A 17,593-nucleotide genomic window follows, 5' to 3' on the forward strand; every position below is an offset into this window, starting at 1 on the left:
TTAACCGCCCAACACACGTCCCGCCGCCCCACCAAGTAAGGGGGTTGAGTGGCGACGCGGGTGGAGCGTTAGCGGCCGGTACCGGCGTAGACGACGGCCTCGGAGTCGCCGTCGAGACCAAACGCGGTGTGGATGACGCGCGCGGCCTCGGGCACAACATCCGCATTCGTGATGATCGAGATGCGAATCTCGGAGGTCGAGATCATGTCGATGTTGATGCCCGCAGTCTTGAGCGCCTCGAAGAGCGTCGCCGAGACGCCGATGTTCGTGCGCATGCCCGAACCGACGAGCGAGACCTTGCCGATCTGGTCGTCAAAGCGCAGCGACTCGTAGCCGAGCGTCTCGTGGTTGCCCTCGAGCGCGCGCAGCACCTGCTCGGCCGAGGTCTTCGGCAGCGTGAACGAGATGTCGGTGACGCCGTCGTTCTGCGTCTGCACGTTCTGCACGATCATGTCGATGTTCGCGCCCTGCTGGGCGACGATGTTGAAGATCGCGGCGGCCGAGCCCGGAACATCCGGAACACCGACGACGGTGATCTTCGCCTGGCTGAGGTCGTGCGAGACGCCGGCGATCGAGGCTTCTTCCACTGCGTACTCCTTAGAAGTTTCGGGGTTGTAGACGATGGTGCCGGGGTCGCTCGAGAACGACGAACGCACGACGAGCGTGACGCCCTGGCGGCGGGCGTACTCGACGGCGCGGATGTGCAGCACCTTCGCGCCGCTGCCCGCCAGCTCGAGCATCTCTTCGCTCGAGATGTGATCGATCTTGTGCGCCTTCGGCACGATACGCGGATCGGCGGTGAAAATACCGTCGACGTCGGAGTAAATTTCGCACTTGTCGGCGTCGAGGGCGGCCGCAAGCGCGACGGCGGTCGTGTCAGAGCCGCCGCGGCCGAGCGTCGTGATGTCGCGAGTGTCGCGGTTGAAGCCCTGGAACCCGGCGACGATCGCGATCGCACCCTCGTCGAGTGCCTCGCGCACGCGCACCGGCGTGACGTCGACGATGCGGGCGTCGCCGTGCTTCGCGTCGGTAATCATGCCGGCCTGGCTACCGGTGTACGAGCGGGCGTCGTAGCCCATCGATTTGATCGCCATCGCGAGCAGCGCCATCGAGATGCGCTCGCCCGTGGTGACGAGCATGTCGAACTCGCGGGGGTCGGGAATCGGCGTGATCTCGTGTGCAAGGTCGATCAGCTCATCGGTGGAGTCACCCATCGCCGAGACGGTGACGACCACTTCATTGCCGGCACGCTTCGTGTCGACAATGCGCTTCGCGACGCGGCGGATGCTTTCGGCGTCGGCAACCGACGATCCGCCATATTTCTGCACAATGAGGCTCACAGGGGCTCCCTTCCGCGCGGCTGCGCACCATCGGCCAGCTTAGCCGGTCGGATGCGCGTGGCGACGCTGTGGATACAGCTAAGAAATGACGCGTCGGCCCGCGAAGGCGCGCCCGAGCGTTACTTCGTCGGCGTACTCAAGGTCGCCGCCGACGGGCAGGCCGGATGCGAGGCGCGAGACCTTGAGGCCGACCGCTTTGAGTAGGCGGGAGAGATACGACGCGGTGGCGTCGCCCTCGAGGTTCGGGTCGGTCGCGATGATGACCTCAACGACGTCGCCCGTTTCGAGCCGCGGCATGAGCCCGCGAATGTTGAGCTGATCGGGGCCAATGCCGTCGATCGGCGAGATCGCGCCGCCGAGCACGTGGTAGAGCCCCTCGTACTCGTTGGTGCGCTCGATGGCGCCGACGTCCTTCGGTTCCTCGACGACGCAGATGAGCGAGCGGTCGCGGTTCGGGTCGCCACAAATGATGCAGACGTCCTGCTCCGCGACGTTGCCGCAGTACTTGCAGAACTTCACCTTGTCGCGCACCTCGAGCAGGATTTTCGCGAGCCGCGACACGTCAAAGTTCTGCGTCTGCACAATGTGGAACGCGATGCGCTGCGCCGACTTCGGGCCGACGCCGGGCAGGCGCCCGAGCTCATCGATGAGGTCCTGAACAATTCCCTCGTACATGCCTAGTACTCCTCTGGCGGCGCTTCGAAGTCGTCGGGCGCCTCATCGAACGGGCCCGACGGCCCCGGCAGGGCCCGCAACTCTTCGCCGACGAAGCGCGCGCCGAGCCGTTCACGAATAACCGACTCACCGTAGCGCTCCTGGCCCGCCGCGAGCGCAGGATGCTTCGGTGCGGCGGGTTCCTCGGGCTCGGGTTCTGGTTCGGGTTCGGCAACGGGCTCGGGTTCGGAGCCCGGAACGGCGACGACGTTCCAGCTCGGCGCCGCGGGTGCGGTGCTTGCTGGCTCGGCACCGGACTGCTGGTCGCCGGTGGCTACCGTCTCGGAATTCGCCTGGCGCGTTTGGTTCTGGTCGGCTGTGCCCCGCGAGGCTCCGGCTGAAGCGGATCGCGACGACGCCGGGTCGACGGGGTTGCGCACCTCGGTGCCGGGCGCCGCGTGCAGCGTCGCCTCGGGCATCGCCACGGGGGTCGCGTCGTGCTCGCGCTCGCTCGCATCGGTCGCCGCGACCTCTTCGACCGAGTGTCCCTCGCGCACAGGCTCAGCGGCCGCCGCTTCAGAGCTCACGGCGTCAGAGCCCGCGGGTTCGGCGCTTGCGGCGGCGCTCGGCTGGGAAGCCGTCGCGAATCCAGCGCTGGAGTCAGAACCGGAATTGGCCGCGTTCGCTCTGTTCTCGCCCGCATTGGTGGGCGCGGCATCGACCGGGTCGACAGTCTGGGGCGCCGGGTCGTTCGGCTGGCCGGCATCGCTCGGCTCGGGGCCGGTCGCGAATTCGTCCCAGGCCGAGCCCGGGCCGTCATCGGCAACCCGCGGCTCACCGGGAATCGGCGCGACGTTCCACGTGGCTCCCCCGCCGGAGGTTGCCGCCGGTGCTGGAGCCTGGCTCGCCCTGCCTCGGTGACGTTCCTCGTCGGATGGCGCGGATGGCGCATCCGCCGCCGGTGCCGCCGACTCGCGACCGGGGCTGCGCTCGATCTTCGGGGCGATCTTCATGTCGACGCCGAACACCTCACGAAGCGCGCTCTTGAGGTGGTCGCTCGGCGACGGCTGGCCGTCGCGAGCCTGACGCGCCTGGTCGAAAACCGCGCGGTTAGGGAACCACAGCGCAAGCACGCCGTCGGCGTAACCGAGCGGCTGCAGTCCCCGCACGACCGACCAGGTCGAGCGCCCGCCGAGACGGTTCACGGCCTCGAGCACGCTTGGCCAGGCGTCCTGCACCTGGCCTGCGTCGGGCTGCTTCGCGCCGGCTTGGTCTGCGCCGCGCTGGCCCGCGCCAGTCTGCGTCGACTCGGATGCTCTGCCTGCGCCTTGGCCGGCTTCCGGCTGGCCCGCGTCGGGCCGGTTCGCGCTGGCTCGCGCCGAACCGGATGCTCCGGTCGACCCCTGGCCCGATTCGGCAGGTGCCGGGGCGGATGCGGCAGGCTGCTCGGTGCGCCAAGGTTCGGGTGCGTCGGGGCGCCCGGCCCGGGCACCCGCTGCAGACCCATTCGCCTGCGGCGGAGCCGAATTCACGCGCTGCTGACCAGATTCGTGCGCGCCAGGCGCCTGCCCAGGCCCACTCGACGGCGCACCGTTCGCCTGCGTCGGAGCGGAATCCGCACGCTGCTGACCAGATTCGCGCGCGCCAGGCGCCTGCCCAGGCTCGCGCGACGGCGAACCGTCTGCCTGTTGTCCGCCCTCACGCGAGACTGGTGCACCCGCGGCACCAGCCGGCGGCACTGTCGGCCCAGCGTCAGTCACACCCGGCGTCGCCCACGCCGCCTTGGCGGCCTCGGCCGCAGACACCTTAGGCGCCTCCGGCTCGGGCCGCCGCTGCGGCGCACGCTCCGGCTCACGCTGCGGCGCCGGTCGTTCGTCGTGCGGCGCGCGCGTCGGCGCGGCCCCCTGACCGCGATCGGCCGCGGGTGCACCGCGACCCGGCGCATCCGGCTGCCCGGGCGCGCGCTGTCCACTCGCGTCGCGCTGCCCGCGCGCATCCTGCCCCGGTGCCGCACCGGGCGCATCCGCCTCGGCAAACGCCGCGCGCTGCGCCACGAGCACGCGCGCGATCATGAGCTCGAGCTGCAGTCGGGGCGCGGTCACGCCAGTCATCTCCGACAGCGTCGCGTTCACCGCATCGGCCATGCCCGACAGCGCGCGCGGGGTAAATCGCGCGGCGTTCGTGTGCATGCGCTCGAGCTCGTCGGGCGAGATGCCGCGCAAGACCGCCTCGGCGCCCTGGCCGATTGCCTTCACCACGATGAGGTCACGCACTCGTTCAAGCAGGTCTTCGACAAAGCGCCGCGGATCTTGCCCCGACTGAATCACCGAGTCAACCGAGCGGTACGCGGCCGAGGCATCACCGTCGGCGAAGGCCGCGATCGTCTCGTCGAGGAGGTCTTGCGCCGTGAAACCGAGCACCTGCGTCGCGAGCTGGTACTGCATCGTCTCGCCCTCGGTGCCAGCGATGAGCTGGTCGAGCAGCGACATCGTGTCGCGCGCCGAGCCACCGCCCGCGCGCACGACGAGCGGCAGCACACCCGGCTCGGCCGAGATGCCCTCGGCGGCGCAGATGCGCTCGAGGTACTCGAGCATCGGCGCCGGCGGAATCAGCCGGAACGGGTAGTGGTGCGTGCGCGAGCGAATCGTGCCTATGACCTTCTCGGGCTCGGTCGTCGCGAAAATAAAGAGCACGTGCTCTGGCGGCTCCTCCACCACCTTGAGCAGCGCGTTGAAGCCCTGCGAGGTGACCATGTGCGCCTCGTCGATGATGAAGATGCGGTAGCGGTCGCGGCTCGGGGCCATGACGGCGCGCTCGCGCAGTTCGCGGGCGTCGTCGACACCACCGTGGCTCGCGGCGTCGATCTCGGCGACGTCGAGCGAGCCGCCGCCCTCGCGGCCGAGCTCGAGGCACGAGTCGCACTTGCCGCACGGCTCGGGCGTCGGCCCCTCTGCGCAGTTGAGGCAGCGAGCGAGGATGCGCGCCGACGAGGTCTTGCCGCAGCCGCGCGGGCCAGAGAAGAGGTACGCATGGTTGATGCGGCCCGAGCGAATCGCCACCGAGAGCGGGTCGGTCACCTGTTGCTGACCGATCATTTCGGCGAACGTCTCGGGCCGATATCGGCGATACAGGGCAGCAACCATGCCCTCCATCGTAGAGGTCGCCACCGACCCGCATGCCGGGTCATCCACAGGTGCGCCTGTGGCGCTACAGCCCCGTTTGCGCGAGCGTCTGCCGCGCGATCTCGACCTCTTCGTTCGTCGGCACGACGAGCACGGTCACGCGGGAGGCGCCGGTCGAGATCACCCGGATGCCGTCGTTCGGCAGCTGGTTGCGCTCGGGGTCGAGCTCGACCCCGAGCCACTCGAGGCCCTCAAGGGTGCGCCGCCGCACCTCGGCCGAGTTCTCGCCCACGCCGGCGGTGAACACGATCGCGTCGCCACCGCCGAGCGTGACGAGGTACGAACCGAGGTAGTGCCGCAGTCGATGCACGTAGACGTCGAGGCCGAGCTGGGCCGCCGCATCCCCCGCCGCCGCGCGCTGCGTGACATCGCGCACGTCGTTCGTGCCGGTGAGCCCGAGCAGGCCCGAGCGGCGGTTGAGCAGGTCGTCGAGCTCGTCGACCGTGTACCCGGCCTTGCGGTGCAGGTGAAAGAGCACGGCCGGGTCGATGTCGCCAGTGCGCGTGCCCATGACGAGGCCCTCGAGCGGCGTCATGCCCATCGAGGTGTCGACCGACTTGCCGCCGTCGACCGCGCAGGCCGAGGCACCGTTGCCGATGTGCAGCACGACGGTGCGCAGCGACTCGAGCGACCGGTCGAGAAAGTCGGCAGCCGCCTCCGACACGAACTTGTGGCTCGTGCCGTGCGCGCCATACTTGCGCACGCGGTTCGCCTCGGCCACCTCGCGGTTGAGCGCGTAGGTGCTCGCGGCGTCGCTCATCGTCGTGTGGAAGGCGGTGTCGAACACCGCGACGTGCGGGATGCTCTGGAACACCCGGCGCGCCCCCCGGATGCCCGCGAGGTTCGCGGGGTTGTGGAGGGGCGCAAGCGGGCTGAGTTCGTCGATGTTGCGCTCGACGTCGTCGTCGATGATGGTCGGGCCGAAGAAGCGGCGCGCGCCCTGTACGACGCGGTGACCGACTGCGGCTGGCGGCGCCGACTCGAGCGTCGGGCCGAGCTCGGCGAAGTTTGCGAGCATCGCCTCGAACGCATCGTCGTGGGAGGCAATCGGCACTTCACGCTCGTGCTTCCCGTCGGCGTTCGTGTGGCGCACGCTGCCGCTCGGCTCGCCGATGCGCTCGACGAGGCCCGCGGCGAGCGTCGTCTCGCTCGCCATGTCGAGCAGCTGGTATTTCAGCGAGGAGGAACCGGAGTTCACCACGAGCACGATGGTCATGTCTTGCCTTTCGTCGCGGGGCCGCGGCCTACGCGTCTGCCTGCGCCTGGATCGCCGTGATCGCGACGGTGTTCACGATGTCGCTCACGAGCGCGCCCCGCGAGAGATCGTTAATCGGCTTGTTGAGCCCCTGCAGCACGGGGCCGATCGCGAGCGCGCCCGCCGAGCCCTGCACCGCCTTGTACGTGTTGTTGCCGGTGTTGAGGTCGGGGAAGATGAACACGGTCGCCCGGCCCGCCACGTCGCTGCCGGGCAGCTTCTTCGAGGCCACCGCCATGTCGGTCGCCGCGTCGTACTGCAGCGGCCCCTCGACGAGTAGCTCGGGCGCGCGCTCGCGCACGAGGCGGGTCGCCTCGCGCACCTTGTCGACGTCGGCGCCAGCGCCCGAGTCGCCCGTCGAGTAGCTCAGCATGGCGACGCGCGGCTCGATGTTGAACTGCTTCGCCGTCTCGGCCGACGAGATCGCGATGTCGGCGAGTTGCTCGGCCGTCGGGTCGGGGTTCACGGCGCAGTCGCCGTACACGAGCACGCGGTCGGCGAGCGACATGAGGAACACGCTCGAGACGATCGACACGTTCGGCCGGGTCTTCACGATCTCGAACGACGGCTTGATCGTGTGTGCCGTCGTGTGGGCCGCGCCCGACACCATGCCATCGGCGAGGCCGAGGTGCACCATCATCGTGCCGAAGTACGAGACGTCCTGCACCCGATCGCGGGCCTGGTCGATCGTGACGCCCTTGTGGGCGCGCAGCCGCGCGTATTCCTCGCTGAAGCGCTCGAGCATGGCCGGGTCCTGCGGTGAGACGATGTGCGCCTCGGCGAGGTCGAGGCCGAGCTCGGATGCGCGGTTGCGGATGCTCGGCTCGTCGCCGAGGATCGTCAGCTCGGCGACCTCGCGCGTGAGCAGCGTCGAGGCAGCCTGAAGGATCCGGTCGTCGTTGCCCTCGGGCAGCACGATGTGCTTGCGTTCGGCGCGGGCGCGCGCGAGCAGGGTGTGCTCGAACATGAGCGGCGTGACCACCTGCGGTTCCGGCACGTCGAGCAGGCCGAGCAGCGCGTCCCGGTCGACGTACTCGGCGAAGTCGGCGAGCGCGGTGTCGACCTTGCGGACCATTGAGGCAAGGAAACGGCCGCGAGTGTTCACGATGCGCTGCGCCGTCTCGTAGGTGCCGAGATTCGTGCGCAGCATCGGCAGCTCAAGGTCGACGCCGCGAATGAGCGACTCGACGATCGGCGAGAATTCGAACGGCCCGTTCACGACGAGCGCCGCAAGCGAGGGCATCGTGCGCGCCTGCTGGGCGAGCAGCAGCGCGACGATCGTCTCGGTGCGGTCGGCGGCAACCACGACGACGCCCGACTCGAAGGTGCGCTCGAGCACGTGCTCCATCGACATGCCGGCCACCGTGATGCCGAGCACCTCGCGGCCCAGCAGCTTTTCGTCGCCCGAGTAGAGCTCGGCGCCAAGCGCGGCGCGCAGCTCGTCGACACTCGGGGCGTTGAGGACCTTATTCTCGGGCAGGCACCAGACCGGCACCTCGGCGGTGGCTGCGACCTCGGCATCCCGCACTGCCGCCTGCACGCCGGTGCGCACCTCGTCGAGGTGACCTTCGCCGACGCGGTTCACCACGACGGCGAGTAGCTGGGCGTGCTCGGCCTCGAGCACTGGCAGCGTGCTCGCGGCGACCTGCGCGAGCTCGGCCGGCGTGCGGGCGCTGCGGTCGTCCGGGTTGAGGCCGGTGAGCACGAGCAGCACGGGCGCGCCGAGGTTCGCGGCGACGCGGGCGTTGAAGTCGAGCTCGGCCGGGTTCCCGACGTCGGTGAAGTCGCTGCCAAGAATCACGACGACGTCGCAGCGGCTCGCGACCGCGTCGTAGCGTTGGAGGATCTTCCCCAGCGCCGACGTCGCGTCGGCATGCACCTCGTCGTAGGTCACACCAACCCCGAGCTCGGGCGTGAGGCCGAGGTTCGGGTCGAGTCGCTCGAGCAGATGCTTGAGGATGTCGTCGCGGGTCGCGCTCTGCGTAACGGGACGGAACAGACCTACGCGGCCACTGTGCTGCGTGAGGGTCTCGAGCACGCCGAGTGCAACGGCCTGCTTGCCGGAAAAACCTTCGGATGACGTGATGTAGATGCTCGCGGTCACGGTGTCATCGTAACGACGCCCGGCGACCGGCGGCTGGGCTGTTGCGGCGCAGCGGCCCGCCCGACGTGCGCGCCTCCTCGACCGTCAGGTAAACTACAAGTCGGCTCCCCGCGTGGCGCCACCCAGGCCAACTCCCCCAGGTCGGAAACGAAGCAAGGGTAACCAGGCTCTGGCGGGTGCGCGGGGGGTCCTTTACTTTTCCGGTCATGCCAGCGGCGTAGGCTCCTGCTCGTGGCGACGGCCCAGGAAAGAGCAGTGACTATGACGATTGATGCGGCGGCGGATGCGCGCGCAGAGTTAATCAGCAAGATCCGCCAGATTGTGGCCCGCGCCGAAGCGGCCGCCCCGACCTCACAGGCTGTCTCCGCCGTGCTCGAGCAGTACCTCGACGTGCCCGGCCTCGTGCCCGAGTCGGCCCGCGCATCCAACCCCGAGGCCTACCAGCAGAACCTGCTGCACGTCGAGGACGACGGCAGCTTCTCGATCGTCGCGCTCGTCTGGCTGCCCGGCCAGCGCACGCCGGTGCACGACCACATTTCGTGGTGCGTCGTCGGCGTCTACGAGGGCAACGAGTCGGAGCTGCGCTACCGCGTCGTCGAGGATGCCGCCGGCGACTACCTCGTCGAGACCGGCACTGGTGTGAACCTGCAGGGCAGCGTCGAGGGCTTCGCCCCTCCCGGCGACCTGCACGAGGTATGGAACTCGGGCGACGCTCTTGCGATCTCGATCCACGTGTACGGTGCCGACATTCGCAAGCTCGGCTCGAGCATCCGCCGCCGCTACGACCTGCCGGTGCGCGCGGGCTAAAGCATCATCGCTGCCACCCAACCGGCCGCGAGCAGCGGCAAGTTGTAGTGCAGGAACGTCGGGATCACCGAGTCGCGAATGTGGTCGTGCTGCCCGTCGGCGTTGAGCCCGGCCGTCGGCCCGAGCGTCGAGTCGGATGCGGGCGAACCGGCATCACCGAGCGCGCCGGCCGTGCCGATGATCGAGACCGTCGCGAGCGGCGAAAAGCCAAGGGCAAGGCAGAGCGGCACGTAGATGGTCGTGATGATCGGCAGCGTCGAGAACGACGATCCGATGCCCATCGTGACGACGAGGCCGACGAAGAGCATCGCGAACGCGGCCATCGCTTTGTTGTCGCCGAAGACCTGCTCGACCGCCGTGACCATCGGCGCGACGTCACCCGTCGCATCCATCACCGCGGCGAAGCCTTGTGCGGTGATCATGATGAAGCCGATGAGCGCCATCATGCGCATGCCCTGCGTGAAGACGTCGTCGGCCTCACTCCACTTCACGGCGCCGGTGAGCAGGAAGATCGCGAGCCCGAGCAGCGCGCCGACGAGCAGCGCGTCGGCCTGCGCGCCGACCGCGTTCATGATGAGCTGCGTCGCGAAGCAGGCGACGATCGCGAGCAGCGACACGGCCACGCGGTACGGCGTCGGGTGCTCCTCCTCTTCGACGTTCGCCCCGATGATCGGGAGGTCCTCGTAGTCGCGCGGCTTGCGGTAGCTCACGAACAGCGCGATGAGCAGGCCAGCGACCATGCCGAGCGCCGGGATCGCCATCGCCTCCATGACGTTAATGCCCGTGGTGTCGAGGCCCGCCTTGGCAATGTTGCCGAGCAGGATGTCTTCGAGAAAGATCTTGCCGAAGCCGAACGGCAGGTACATGTAGGTCGTCACGAGGCCGAACGTGAGCACGCAGGCGACGAGGCGTCGATCGATGCGCAGCTTGTTCATGACGCTGAGCAGCGGCGGCACGAGCAGCGGGATGAACGCGATGTGCACCGGAATGAGGTTCTGACTCATGACCGACATCGCGAGAATGCCCGCGAGCATGGCGTACTTCGTGATCGTCACGGTGCGGGTCGAAGCGCTCGCCCCGTCGCCCTCGAGCCGGCGGATGAGCGCATCCGCGAGTAGCCGCGGTAGGCCGGAGTTCGCGACCGCCATCGCGAAGGCGCCGAGCAGCGCGTAGCTCAGCGCGATCTTCGCGCCGGCGCCGAGACCGTCTTGGAATGCGAGCATGGTGCCGTCGAGGCCGAGGCCGCCGACGAGGCCACCGACCACCGCGCCGATAAAGAGGGAGAGCACGACATGCAACCGCGCAAGTGAGAGCGCAAGCATGACGACGACGGCGATAACGACGGAATTCACCGAGACAGCCTACTGGCCAGCGTTCGCGCGGCAGAATCGGGGTGGCCGAAGCGAGCTCGGCGAGCTACTCTGAAATATAAGTATTTGTTTATATATACGGAGGTTGCGGTGCACGACCACGATCACGATCACGGCCAGTCGGATGCGGTGGCCCCGGGCCGCTCCCGGCTCGCGATCGCCTTCGGCATCACCGCCACCGTGTTTGTCGCCCAGCTCGTCGGCGCGATCCTCACCAATTCGCTCGCGCTGCTCGTCGACACGGCGCATATGCTCACGGATGCGGGCGGCCTGCTGCTTGCGCTCGTGGCCGCGAACCTCATGGTCAAGCCCGCGTCGACCACCCACACGTGGGGCCTGCGGCGCGCCGAGGTGCTCGCGGCGGCCGCGCAGTCGCTCGTGCTGCTCGCGGTGGGCGTCTACGCGATCGTCTCGGGCATCGCGCGCCTCTTCGCGCCCGCCGAGGTGCCGAGCCAGGGACTGCTCGTGTTCGGCATCATCGGCCTCGTCGGCAACATCGCGTCGATCGCCGTGCTCGCGAGCTCGCGCAACAACAACCTCAACCTGCGCGCCGCGTTCCTCGAGGTGATCAACGATGCGCTCGGCTCGGTCGCGGTGATCGTGAGCGCGATCGTCATCGCCGCGACGGGCTGGACCACCGTCGACACGATCGCCGGCCTGCTCATCGCCGCGCTCATCCTGCCCCGCGCCGTCTCGATTCTGCGTCGGAGCGTGCGGGTGCTCATGGAAGCCGTGCCCGCGGGCCTCGACCTCGACCTGCTGCGCCAGCACCTGCTCGAGAACGAGCACGTGCGGCAGGTGCACGACCTGCACGTCACTTCGATCGGCACCGGCCTGCCCGTGCTCACGGCGCACATCGAGGTCGAGCACGAGTGCCTCGACAAGGCGCACACCGAAACCGTGCTGCGCGAGCTGCAGGAGTGCGTGCGCGAGCACTTCGAGGTGCGCATCGAGCACTGCACGTTCCAGCTCGAGCCAGGCGGCTACGGGCGCGACGAGTCGCTGCCGCACGCGTAGGCGCGGGAGGCCAACCCGCATAGGTGACTCCTAGCATCCGCATAGTCGCAGCATTTTACGCTTGCCTATCTTCGATCGCGACGAGAGAAGAGTCCCCCCACCCCGCGGCCGCAAGCCGTGTCGAAGGAGTTTCGCATGGCTGACGCCACCCGCACCCCCATGAGCCGAGGCAAGAAGATCACCCTCTGGGTCGCGAGCATCGTCGTGGTGGTGCTCATCGCCGCAGCGCTGCTCGCGCCCACGATGTATCGCGCCGTGTTCGGCGGCAGCAGCGACGTCGCCGAGCCCTCGATCTCGCAGACGACTTCGGCCTCGACCGCGAGTGGATCGGACGACGTTTCGGGCGAGTGGAGCGTCGACAGCGGCTATGCCGGCTATCGCGTCGACGAGGTACTGCAGGGCGACGACGTCACGGTCGTCGGCCGCACCGAGGAGGTGTCGGGGTCGTTCACGATCGACGGCACCACCCTCACCGAGGGCACCATCGAGGTCGACGTCGCGTCGATAGCGACCGACAACTCGAACCGCGACGACTACTTCGTGAACGACGCGATGGAGGCGAGCACCTACCCCACCGCATCCTTCGAACTCGCCGAGGCGGCCGAGCTGCCCGACGACGTGACGAGCGGTGAAACCGTGTCGGTCGACGTCACCGGAACTCTCACGCTGCACGGCGTCGCACAGACCGTGACGGCGACGCTCGAGGTCGTCGTGAACGGCGACACGGCGCAGATCGTCGGCACGGTGCCACTCACCTTCGCCGACTATGGCGTGGATGCGCCGAGCCTCGGCTTCGTCGAGGTCGAGCCGGAGGGCCAGCTCGAGTTCAGCCTCGACGTCACCCAGTCGTAGGTCCGTTTCACAAGCAGAGAGCCGCGATGTCATCAGACATCGCGGCTCGTGTTTTGCGGAGGATACGGGATTTGTAATCTGCGTAGCAGATTGATTGAGGTTGGCATCCCGTATCCGGAGCTTTGCGGAGGATGCGGGATTCGCAATCTGCATCGCAGATTGTTTGGGATGAGCACCCATATCCGGAGCTTTGCGGAGGATAGGGTGTCTAGGTTCACGACATACGCGACAACCTGAACGCGACACCTGCAGCGCGACATACGCGACACTCCGCACCCTAGCTTCACGCGGAAACCAGCTGAGTCGGGACATCAGCGACAGCTGCGTCGCGGCATCCGCGACACCTGAGTCGGGACATCTGCGACATCCGGGACAGTGCTCTCATGCACGCCCACAAACTCGCGGTCTACGCCATCGTCCACGGCACCATGACCGTCAGTGAAGCCGCCCGACACTACGAGGTCAGCCGACAACACCTCCACCGCCTCCTCGCCCGCTACCACGCGGAAGGCCCCACCGGCCTCGACCCCAAACCCCGCACCCCAAACACGCATCCCCACGCCATCGCCGACGAGATCCGCGCCCGCATCATCGAGCTGCGCCACCACCTCACCAACCAAGGCCTCGACGCCGGCCCTGAATCGGCCCAGGTTTGATGCCGCTGCTGTTTGAGTCCGAGAGGATGGACAGCATGCCGAAGAAGATCGATCCCCAGATGCGCGCGAGGTGCGTGCGGCTCGTCAGGGAGCACCTCCAGGAGTACGCCACCTTGACCGCCGCCGTCACCGCAGTGGCACGGCAGGAAGGTGTCTCGCGCGAGTCCGTGCGGCGCTGGCTGGCGCAGGCCGAGGTCGACGACGGGACCCGCCCCGGCATCACGACCGAGGAGTCTGCAGAGGTCAAGCGCCTGAAGGCCGAGAACAAGCAGCTGCGGGAGGACAATGAGATCCTGCGCCGCGCCTCGATTTTCTTCGCGGGGGAGCTCGACCCTCGCAACCGCTGATCTGCGCGTTCATCGACGAGATGAGAGCCGAGGGTTATGCAGTCGAGCCGATCCTCCGCGTCCTGCGTCAGCAGGGCCTGACGATCGCTGCACGCACCTACCGGGCCTGGAAGAATCCGGCCAGCATCGCGGCCCGCACCGTCACAGACGCCCTGGTCGAGGACAAGATCCGCGACCTCGCCTGGACCATCAACCCCGCCACCGGACAGGTCCAGATGACGCCCGAGGGACTCTACGGACGTAGGAAGTGGGTCGCGCTGCCCCGCCGCCAGGAAGGCCTGGCCGGCACCTCCCGCGGGGCGGTGGACCGGGCGATGCGGACCCTCGGTCTTGAGGGTATCCGGCGAGTGAAGAAGGTCCGCACCACGATCCCCGGCCCGGACGGGAAACGGGCCGGTGACCTGCTGAATCGTGACTTCACCGCCCCTGCTCCGAACCGGGTCTGGGTCACCGACTTCACCTACGTCCGCACCTGGGCGGGGTTCGTCTACGTCGCGTTCGTCGTCGACGTCTTCGCCCAGCGAATCGTGGGCTGGCACGCCTCCACCTCGAAGCAGACCGACCTGGTCATGACCCCGCTGCGCATCGCGCTGTGGCACCGCGAGAGGGAAGGAAACCCGGTCTCACCATGAAACTTGATCCATCACAGCGACGCTGGGACTCAGTACACCGCCATTCGACTGACCGAGCATCTCGCCCTCGAGGGCATTGCCCCGTCGATCGGGACCGTCGGCGACGCCTTGGACAACGCGCTGATGGAGACGATCAACGGGATCTACAAGACCGAGTGCATCCGCACCACCGTCTTCCACGCCGGCCCCTACCGGACCCTCGCGGACGTCGAGTTCGCGACCGCCGGCTGGGTCGACTGGTACAACAACCGCCGCGTCCACGGCTCCCTCGGGATGCTCACCCCGATAGAGTTCGAGACGCTGCACAACGAGGCCCTCACCCGGGAGCCCGAACCCGCAAAGTAGCGGCAGAGAACCTGGGCCGATTCACTGCTTGGAGTAGGGGGCGGCGCGTTGGCGCGTTCATCCTTCGTAGCGATCGGCGTCGTGCTCGGCTACTTCCTGTTCGTCGAGTACGTCCTGAAGATGGTTCCCGGCGTCAATGCGGTCTACCCGTTCCTGCCGGGCGGCGCAACGGCATCGCTGACGAGTTTTGACTTCCTCACCGGCGCGATCGCGAGCCAGACAGCCCTGACGCCCGCGACGATGGTCTCACCTGTGGTCGGCGCTGCGACCCTCGTGGCATACACGGTCATCGCGGCGATTCTCGCCCTCTTCCTTCCCCTTCGGCGAGACCTGCGGTGACCGGACCCAGGGTCTCGCCGAAAGGGAGCCTCTATGGCTGCACGTACGCGCTCGCGTAGTCCTCACTGGGGGCCACGGGCTGGATGATGTCGAGCAGGACGCCGTCGGGGGCTGCAACGATGAAGTGCCGCTGCCCGAAGTCCTCGTCGCGAAGCGGTAGCACCACGTTCACCTCTGTTCTGCCGGCCAGCTGCTTGTGGACGGCATCGACGTCGCTAACTTCGAGGTTGACGATCACTCCTCGGGGGAGCTCACGGTATCCGGCCGGCACCGTGGAGTGATCGTGAGCCAAGATCGCCAGCTCGAACGCGCCTAAGCGCAAGCTGACATACCAGTCGGATTCAAAGGTCGTCTCGAAACCGACGAGGTCGCGGTAGAAGGACGCCGCGGCGTCGACATCGCGAGACATGAGCACGGGATAGAGGCTGGTGACGGACATCGCACTCCTTTACGTACGATATGAATGTAACGAAGCCAGCATACATGCACACTGTACGTAAAGGAAGAGGACCATGCCCCGCGCATCCGCAGCCGACGCCGCCCAGACGGCACAACGCATCCTCGATTCGGCGAAGGGGCTCTTCTCAGCACGAGGCTTCAGTGAAGTCTCCGTCGATGACGTCGCCCGGGACGCCGGGGTCACGCGAGGAGCGGTCTACCACCACTACCGGAACAAGGTCGCACTGTTCGCCGAGGTCATCGCCCGCCTCCAAGCCGATGTCGCACGAGCCGTCGTCGCGGCAGCGGAGAATGCAGACCCACACCCTCTCGAACAGCTCAGGGCCGGGTCGCACGCGTTCCTCGATGCGATCACGAACGGGGCCGCCATGCGCATCCTGCTCATCGATGCACCAGCGGTGACCGGCTGGCAGGAGTGGCGCCGGCTCGACGCGGAGAATTCGGCGACGCATCTGCGAGAGGCACTACGTGAGGCAGGAGTTGCAGAAGAGATCCTCGATGCATCGACCGCGCAGCTCTCCGGAGCGATGAACGAGGCAGCCCTCTGGACGGCCCAACACGATGACACCGACCTGGCTCGCCGGCAGTCCCACAGGGTTCTCGACAGACTACTCACGGCCTACGTGTCGTAGACCCAACTCTGGGGCGTGGGCGAGCTTTCCAGAGATTCGCACGATGTCGAGGAGGTCGCGCGCGTCGAGCCGATCGGCGAAGCGACGGCGCACGGATTCCAGGTGCACGGCAGTCGCTCCGCGAAGGGCGTCGAGCCCGAGGGGGGCGAGCACGAGCAGACAGCCGCGGCCATCCGCCGGGTCGGGATCACGGCGAATCAGCTCTCGCGCTTCCATCCTGCCGGCATGACGCGAGAGCCTGCTCCGCGACCACCCCATCTTCTGCGCCTGGGCATGCAGTGTGCTCGTCATCTCCGGCGCTTCGACCAGAGTGCTGAGCACTTCGTAGTCGGGCTCCGAGAGGCCCGATGCCGCAAGGTCGTGCACCACACCGGCCCGCACGGCGATCATCATGCGACGGAACGCGCGCCAGGCGACTTCCTCATCCTCGCTCAACCAAGGCGCCGCCGACCCCATCCTTTTCGTTGACATGTAATCATTGTACGATCTACACTCGCTTACATGTCAACGAAGTCTCCTAGAGTCGTGATCCTCACGTGCAGCACCCGGCCCGGAGCGATGGGCCCGGCGGTTGCAGACTGGCTCCTGCAAACCCTCATCCCCCGCGCAGACGCACTCGACATCGAGCTTCAGCATGTGTCGTTGCGCGATCTCGATCTCCCGTTCTTCGACGAGGAGGAGCATCCGGCGCTCGGCGCCTATCGAAACCCGCACACCACAGCGTGGAGCAAGATCGTCGACGAGGCCGATGGCTTCATCGCGGTCACGCCTGAATACAACTACGGCATGCCCGCAACGCTCAAGAACGCCCTCGACTACCTGAGCCGCGAATGGGCATGGAAGCCCATGGGGTTCGTGAGCTACGGCAACACGTCGGCAGGCACCCGATCCGTGCAGCACGCGAAGCAGGTGATAACGACGCTTCGTCTCGTCCCCCTCGGTTCGACCGTCGCCCTGCGCCTGAAAGACACGATCGACTCGACCGGGGTGCGTCCGAGCGCACAGCTGACCGCGTCGACGAACGGCTTGCTGGAGGAGCTGGTCAGACTAGCTCACGCACTCAAGCCCATGCGGGAGGCTGCACGACCCGGTATCGAAGTCGGACCGTTGCCCGGTAGCTATACACGCCCATTGACTCCCGACGACGCCCCGCATGTACTGGTTCTGCAGCGGTGCTGCTGGGTCGACGAAGCGTTGAGCAACGAAACGCTGGACCTCGCTCCGTTCACCGAGACCCTCGAAGACGTGCAGGCCTGGCTCACCGACTGGGAGAGCGTCGGACTCTGGCTCCACGGTCGTCTCATCGGAATGGTTCGCGCTCGACGCGCATCGCGAACAGGGCACATCGGCAGACTCGCCGTCGTTCCCGATCTCTACGGGCGGGGAATCGGGCGCTGGCTCCTCCAGCACGCGACGCATGCTCTCGCCAGCTCCTGCGACCGTATAGAGCTCAGCACCGGATCGCGGAGCACGAAGAACGTCTATCTGTACACGAGCGAAGGATTCGTCCAGCACGCCGAGAACCCCGAAGGAACAGTCGAACTTGTCAAGCACTTTTGAGGCGAAACCCGACGGGCTGGCACTCGACTTCCTGCCCATGCA

At 67.5% G+C, this 17,593-nt stretch carries 15 protein-coding genes, 1 other RNA gene and 1 pseudogene; 9 read left to right on the plus strand and 8 right to left on the minus strand.

Annotation, left to right across the window (positions count from 1 at the left end; genetic code table 11):
• Window positions 1-68: 68 nt before the first annotated feature.
• From M3M28_RS10720 to pta, 5 genes are all read right to left on the minus strand, one after another.
• On the minus strand, window positions 69-1,340 hold the full coding sequence (locus M3M28_RS10720; protein ID WP_249386455.1) for an aspartate kinase: 1,272 nt from the start codon (window positions 1,338-1,340) through the stop codon (window positions 69-71).
• Between the two features lie 78 nt (window positions 1,341-1,418).
• Window positions 1,419-2,015 carry a recombination mediator RecR gene (gene recR, locus M3M28_RS10725; protein ID WP_125106810.1) on the minus strand — a complete coding sequence of 199 codons (597 nt, stop codon included), beginning with the start codon at window positions 2,013-2,015 and terminating at the stop codon, window positions 1,419-1,421.
• Between the two features lie 2 nt (window positions 2,016-2,017).
• Window positions 2,018-5,137, minus strand: coding sequence for a DNA polymerase III subunit gamma and tau (locus M3M28_RS10730; protein WP_249386456.1), 3,120 nt, complete (start codon window positions 5,135-5,137; stop codon window positions 2,018-2,020).
• Window positions 5,138-5,201: 64 nt separating this feature from the next.
• Complete coding sequence (locus M3M28_RS10735; RefSeq protein WP_249386457.1) at window positions 5,202-6,392, minus strand: acetate/propionate family kinase; 1,191 nt, start codon at window positions 6,390-6,392, stop codon at window positions 5,202-5,204.
• A 28-nt stretch (window positions 6,393-6,420) separates the two neighbouring features.
• Window positions 6,421-8,535 carry a phosphate acetyltransferase gene (gene pta / locus M3M28_RS10740; protein WP_249386458.1) on the minus strand — a complete coding sequence of 705 codons (2,115 nt, stop codon included), beginning with the start codon at window positions 8,533-8,535 and terminating at the stop codon, window positions 6,421-6,423.
• A 99-nt stretch (window positions 8,536-8,634) separates the two neighbouring features.
• Between pta and ffs the strand changes: the two genes are divergently transcribed.
• Both ffs and M3M28_RS10750 read left to right on the plus strand, forming a co-directional pair.
• Window positions 8,635-8,731, plus strand: an RNA gene (gene ffs, locus M3M28_RS10745) — signal recognition particle sRNA small type.
• Between the two features lie 65 nt (window positions 8,732-8,796).
• Window positions 8,797-9,342, plus strand: coding sequence for a cysteine dioxygenase family protein (locus tag M3M28_RS10750; RefSeq protein ID WP_249388042.1), 546 nt, complete (start codon window positions 8,797-8,799; stop codon window positions 9,340-9,342).
• Here M3M28_RS10750 and M3M28_RS10755 read toward each other — a convergent pair.
• A complete protein-coding gene (locus tag M3M28_RS10755) occupies window positions 9,339-10,694 on the minus strand; it encodes a Na+/H+ antiporter family protein (protein WP_249386459.1) in 1,356 nt (451 codons plus the stop codon). The two genes, M3M28_RS10750 and M3M28_RS10755, sit on opposite strands and share 4 nt — an antisense overlap.
• A 108-nt stretch (window positions 10,695-10,802) precedes the next feature.
• On the opposite strand from M3M28_RS10755, the gene M3M28_RS10760 reads away from it, so the two are divergent.
• The 5 genes and pseudogenes from M3M28_RS10760 (at window position 10,803) to M3M28_RS10780 (ending at window position 14,900) form a co-directional block, all read left to right on the plus strand.
• Window positions 10,803-11,729 carry a cation diffusion facilitator family transporter gene (locus M3M28_RS10760; RefSeq protein ID WP_249386460.1) on the plus strand — a complete coding sequence of 309 codons (927 nt, stop codon included), beginning with the start codon at window positions 10,803-10,805 and terminating at the stop codon, window positions 11,727-11,729.
• Between the two features lie 135 nt (window positions 11,730-11,864).
• Window positions 11,865-12,581, plus strand: a complete 717-nt coding sequence (locus M3M28_RS10765) for a YceI family protein (protein ID WP_249386461.1) — start codon at window positions 11,865-11,867, stop codon at window positions 12,579-12,581.
• Window positions 12,582-12,964: 383 nt separating this feature from the next.
• The gene (locus M3M28_RS10770; RefSeq protein ID WP_249386462.1) at window positions 12,965-13,237 is read left to right on the plus strand and encodes a helix-turn-helix domain-containing protein; all 273 of its coding nucleotides are present in this window, start codon (window positions 12,965-12,967) and stop codon (window positions 13,235-13,237) included.
• A gap of 35 nt (window positions 13,238-13,272) precedes the next feature.
• Window positions 13,273-14,561 (plus strand): annotated as a pseudogene (locus M3M28_RS10775) (IS3 family transposase).
• A gap of 48 nt (window positions 14,562-14,609) precedes the next feature.
• Window positions 14,610-14,900: a hypothetical protein gene (locus M3M28_RS10780; protein ID WP_249386463.1), complete on the plus strand. Its 291-nt coding sequence runs from the start codon at window positions 14,610-14,612 to the stop codon at window positions 14,898-14,900.
• A gap of 31 nt (window positions 14,901-14,931) precedes the next feature.
• Here M3M28_RS10780 and M3M28_RS10785 read toward each other — a convergent pair whose 3' ends face one another.
• Window positions 14,932-15,339 carry a VOC family protein gene (locus tag M3M28_RS10785; RefSeq protein ID WP_249386464.1) on the minus strand — a complete coding sequence of 136 codons (408 nt, stop codon included), beginning with the start codon at window positions 15,337-15,339 and terminating at the stop codon, window positions 14,932-14,934.
• A 73-nt stretch (window positions 15,340-15,412) separates the two neighbouring features.
• Here M3M28_RS10785 and M3M28_RS10790 point away from each other — a divergent pair, with 73 nt between their 5' ends.
• Window positions 15,413-15,991 (plus strand): TetR/AcrR family transcriptional regulator, encoded by a 579-nt coding sequence (locus M3M28_RS10790; protein WP_249386465.1) that lies wholly within the window; start codon window positions 15,413-15,415, stop codon window positions 15,989-15,991.
• Here the strand turns inward: M3M28_RS10790 and M3M28_RS10795 are convergent.
• On the minus strand, window positions 15,968-16,462 hold the full coding sequence (locus M3M28_RS10795) for a MarR family winged helix-turn-helix transcriptional regulator (protein ID WP_249386466.1): 495 nt from the start codon (window positions 16,460-16,462) through the stop codon (window positions 15,968-15,970). The two genes, M3M28_RS10790 and M3M28_RS10795, sit on opposite strands and share 24 nt — an antisense overlap.
• 30 nt (window positions 16,463-16,492) lie before the next feature.
• On the opposite strand from M3M28_RS10795, the gene M3M28_RS10800 reads away from it, so the two are divergent.
• Entirely contained in the window at window positions 16,493-17,551 is a 1,059-nt protein-coding gene (locus tag M3M28_RS10800) for a bifunctional NAD(P)H-dependent oxidoreductase/GNAT family N-acetyltransferase (RefSeq protein WP_249386467.1), read from the plus strand.
• The last annotated feature ends 42 nt before the right edge of the window (window positions 17,552-17,593 follow it).

The organism is Gulosibacter sediminis, assembly GCF_023370115.1.
Taxonomy (GTDB): Bacteria; Actinomycetota; Actinomycetes; order Actinomycetales; family Microbacteriaceae; genus Gulosibacter; species Gulosibacter sediminis_A.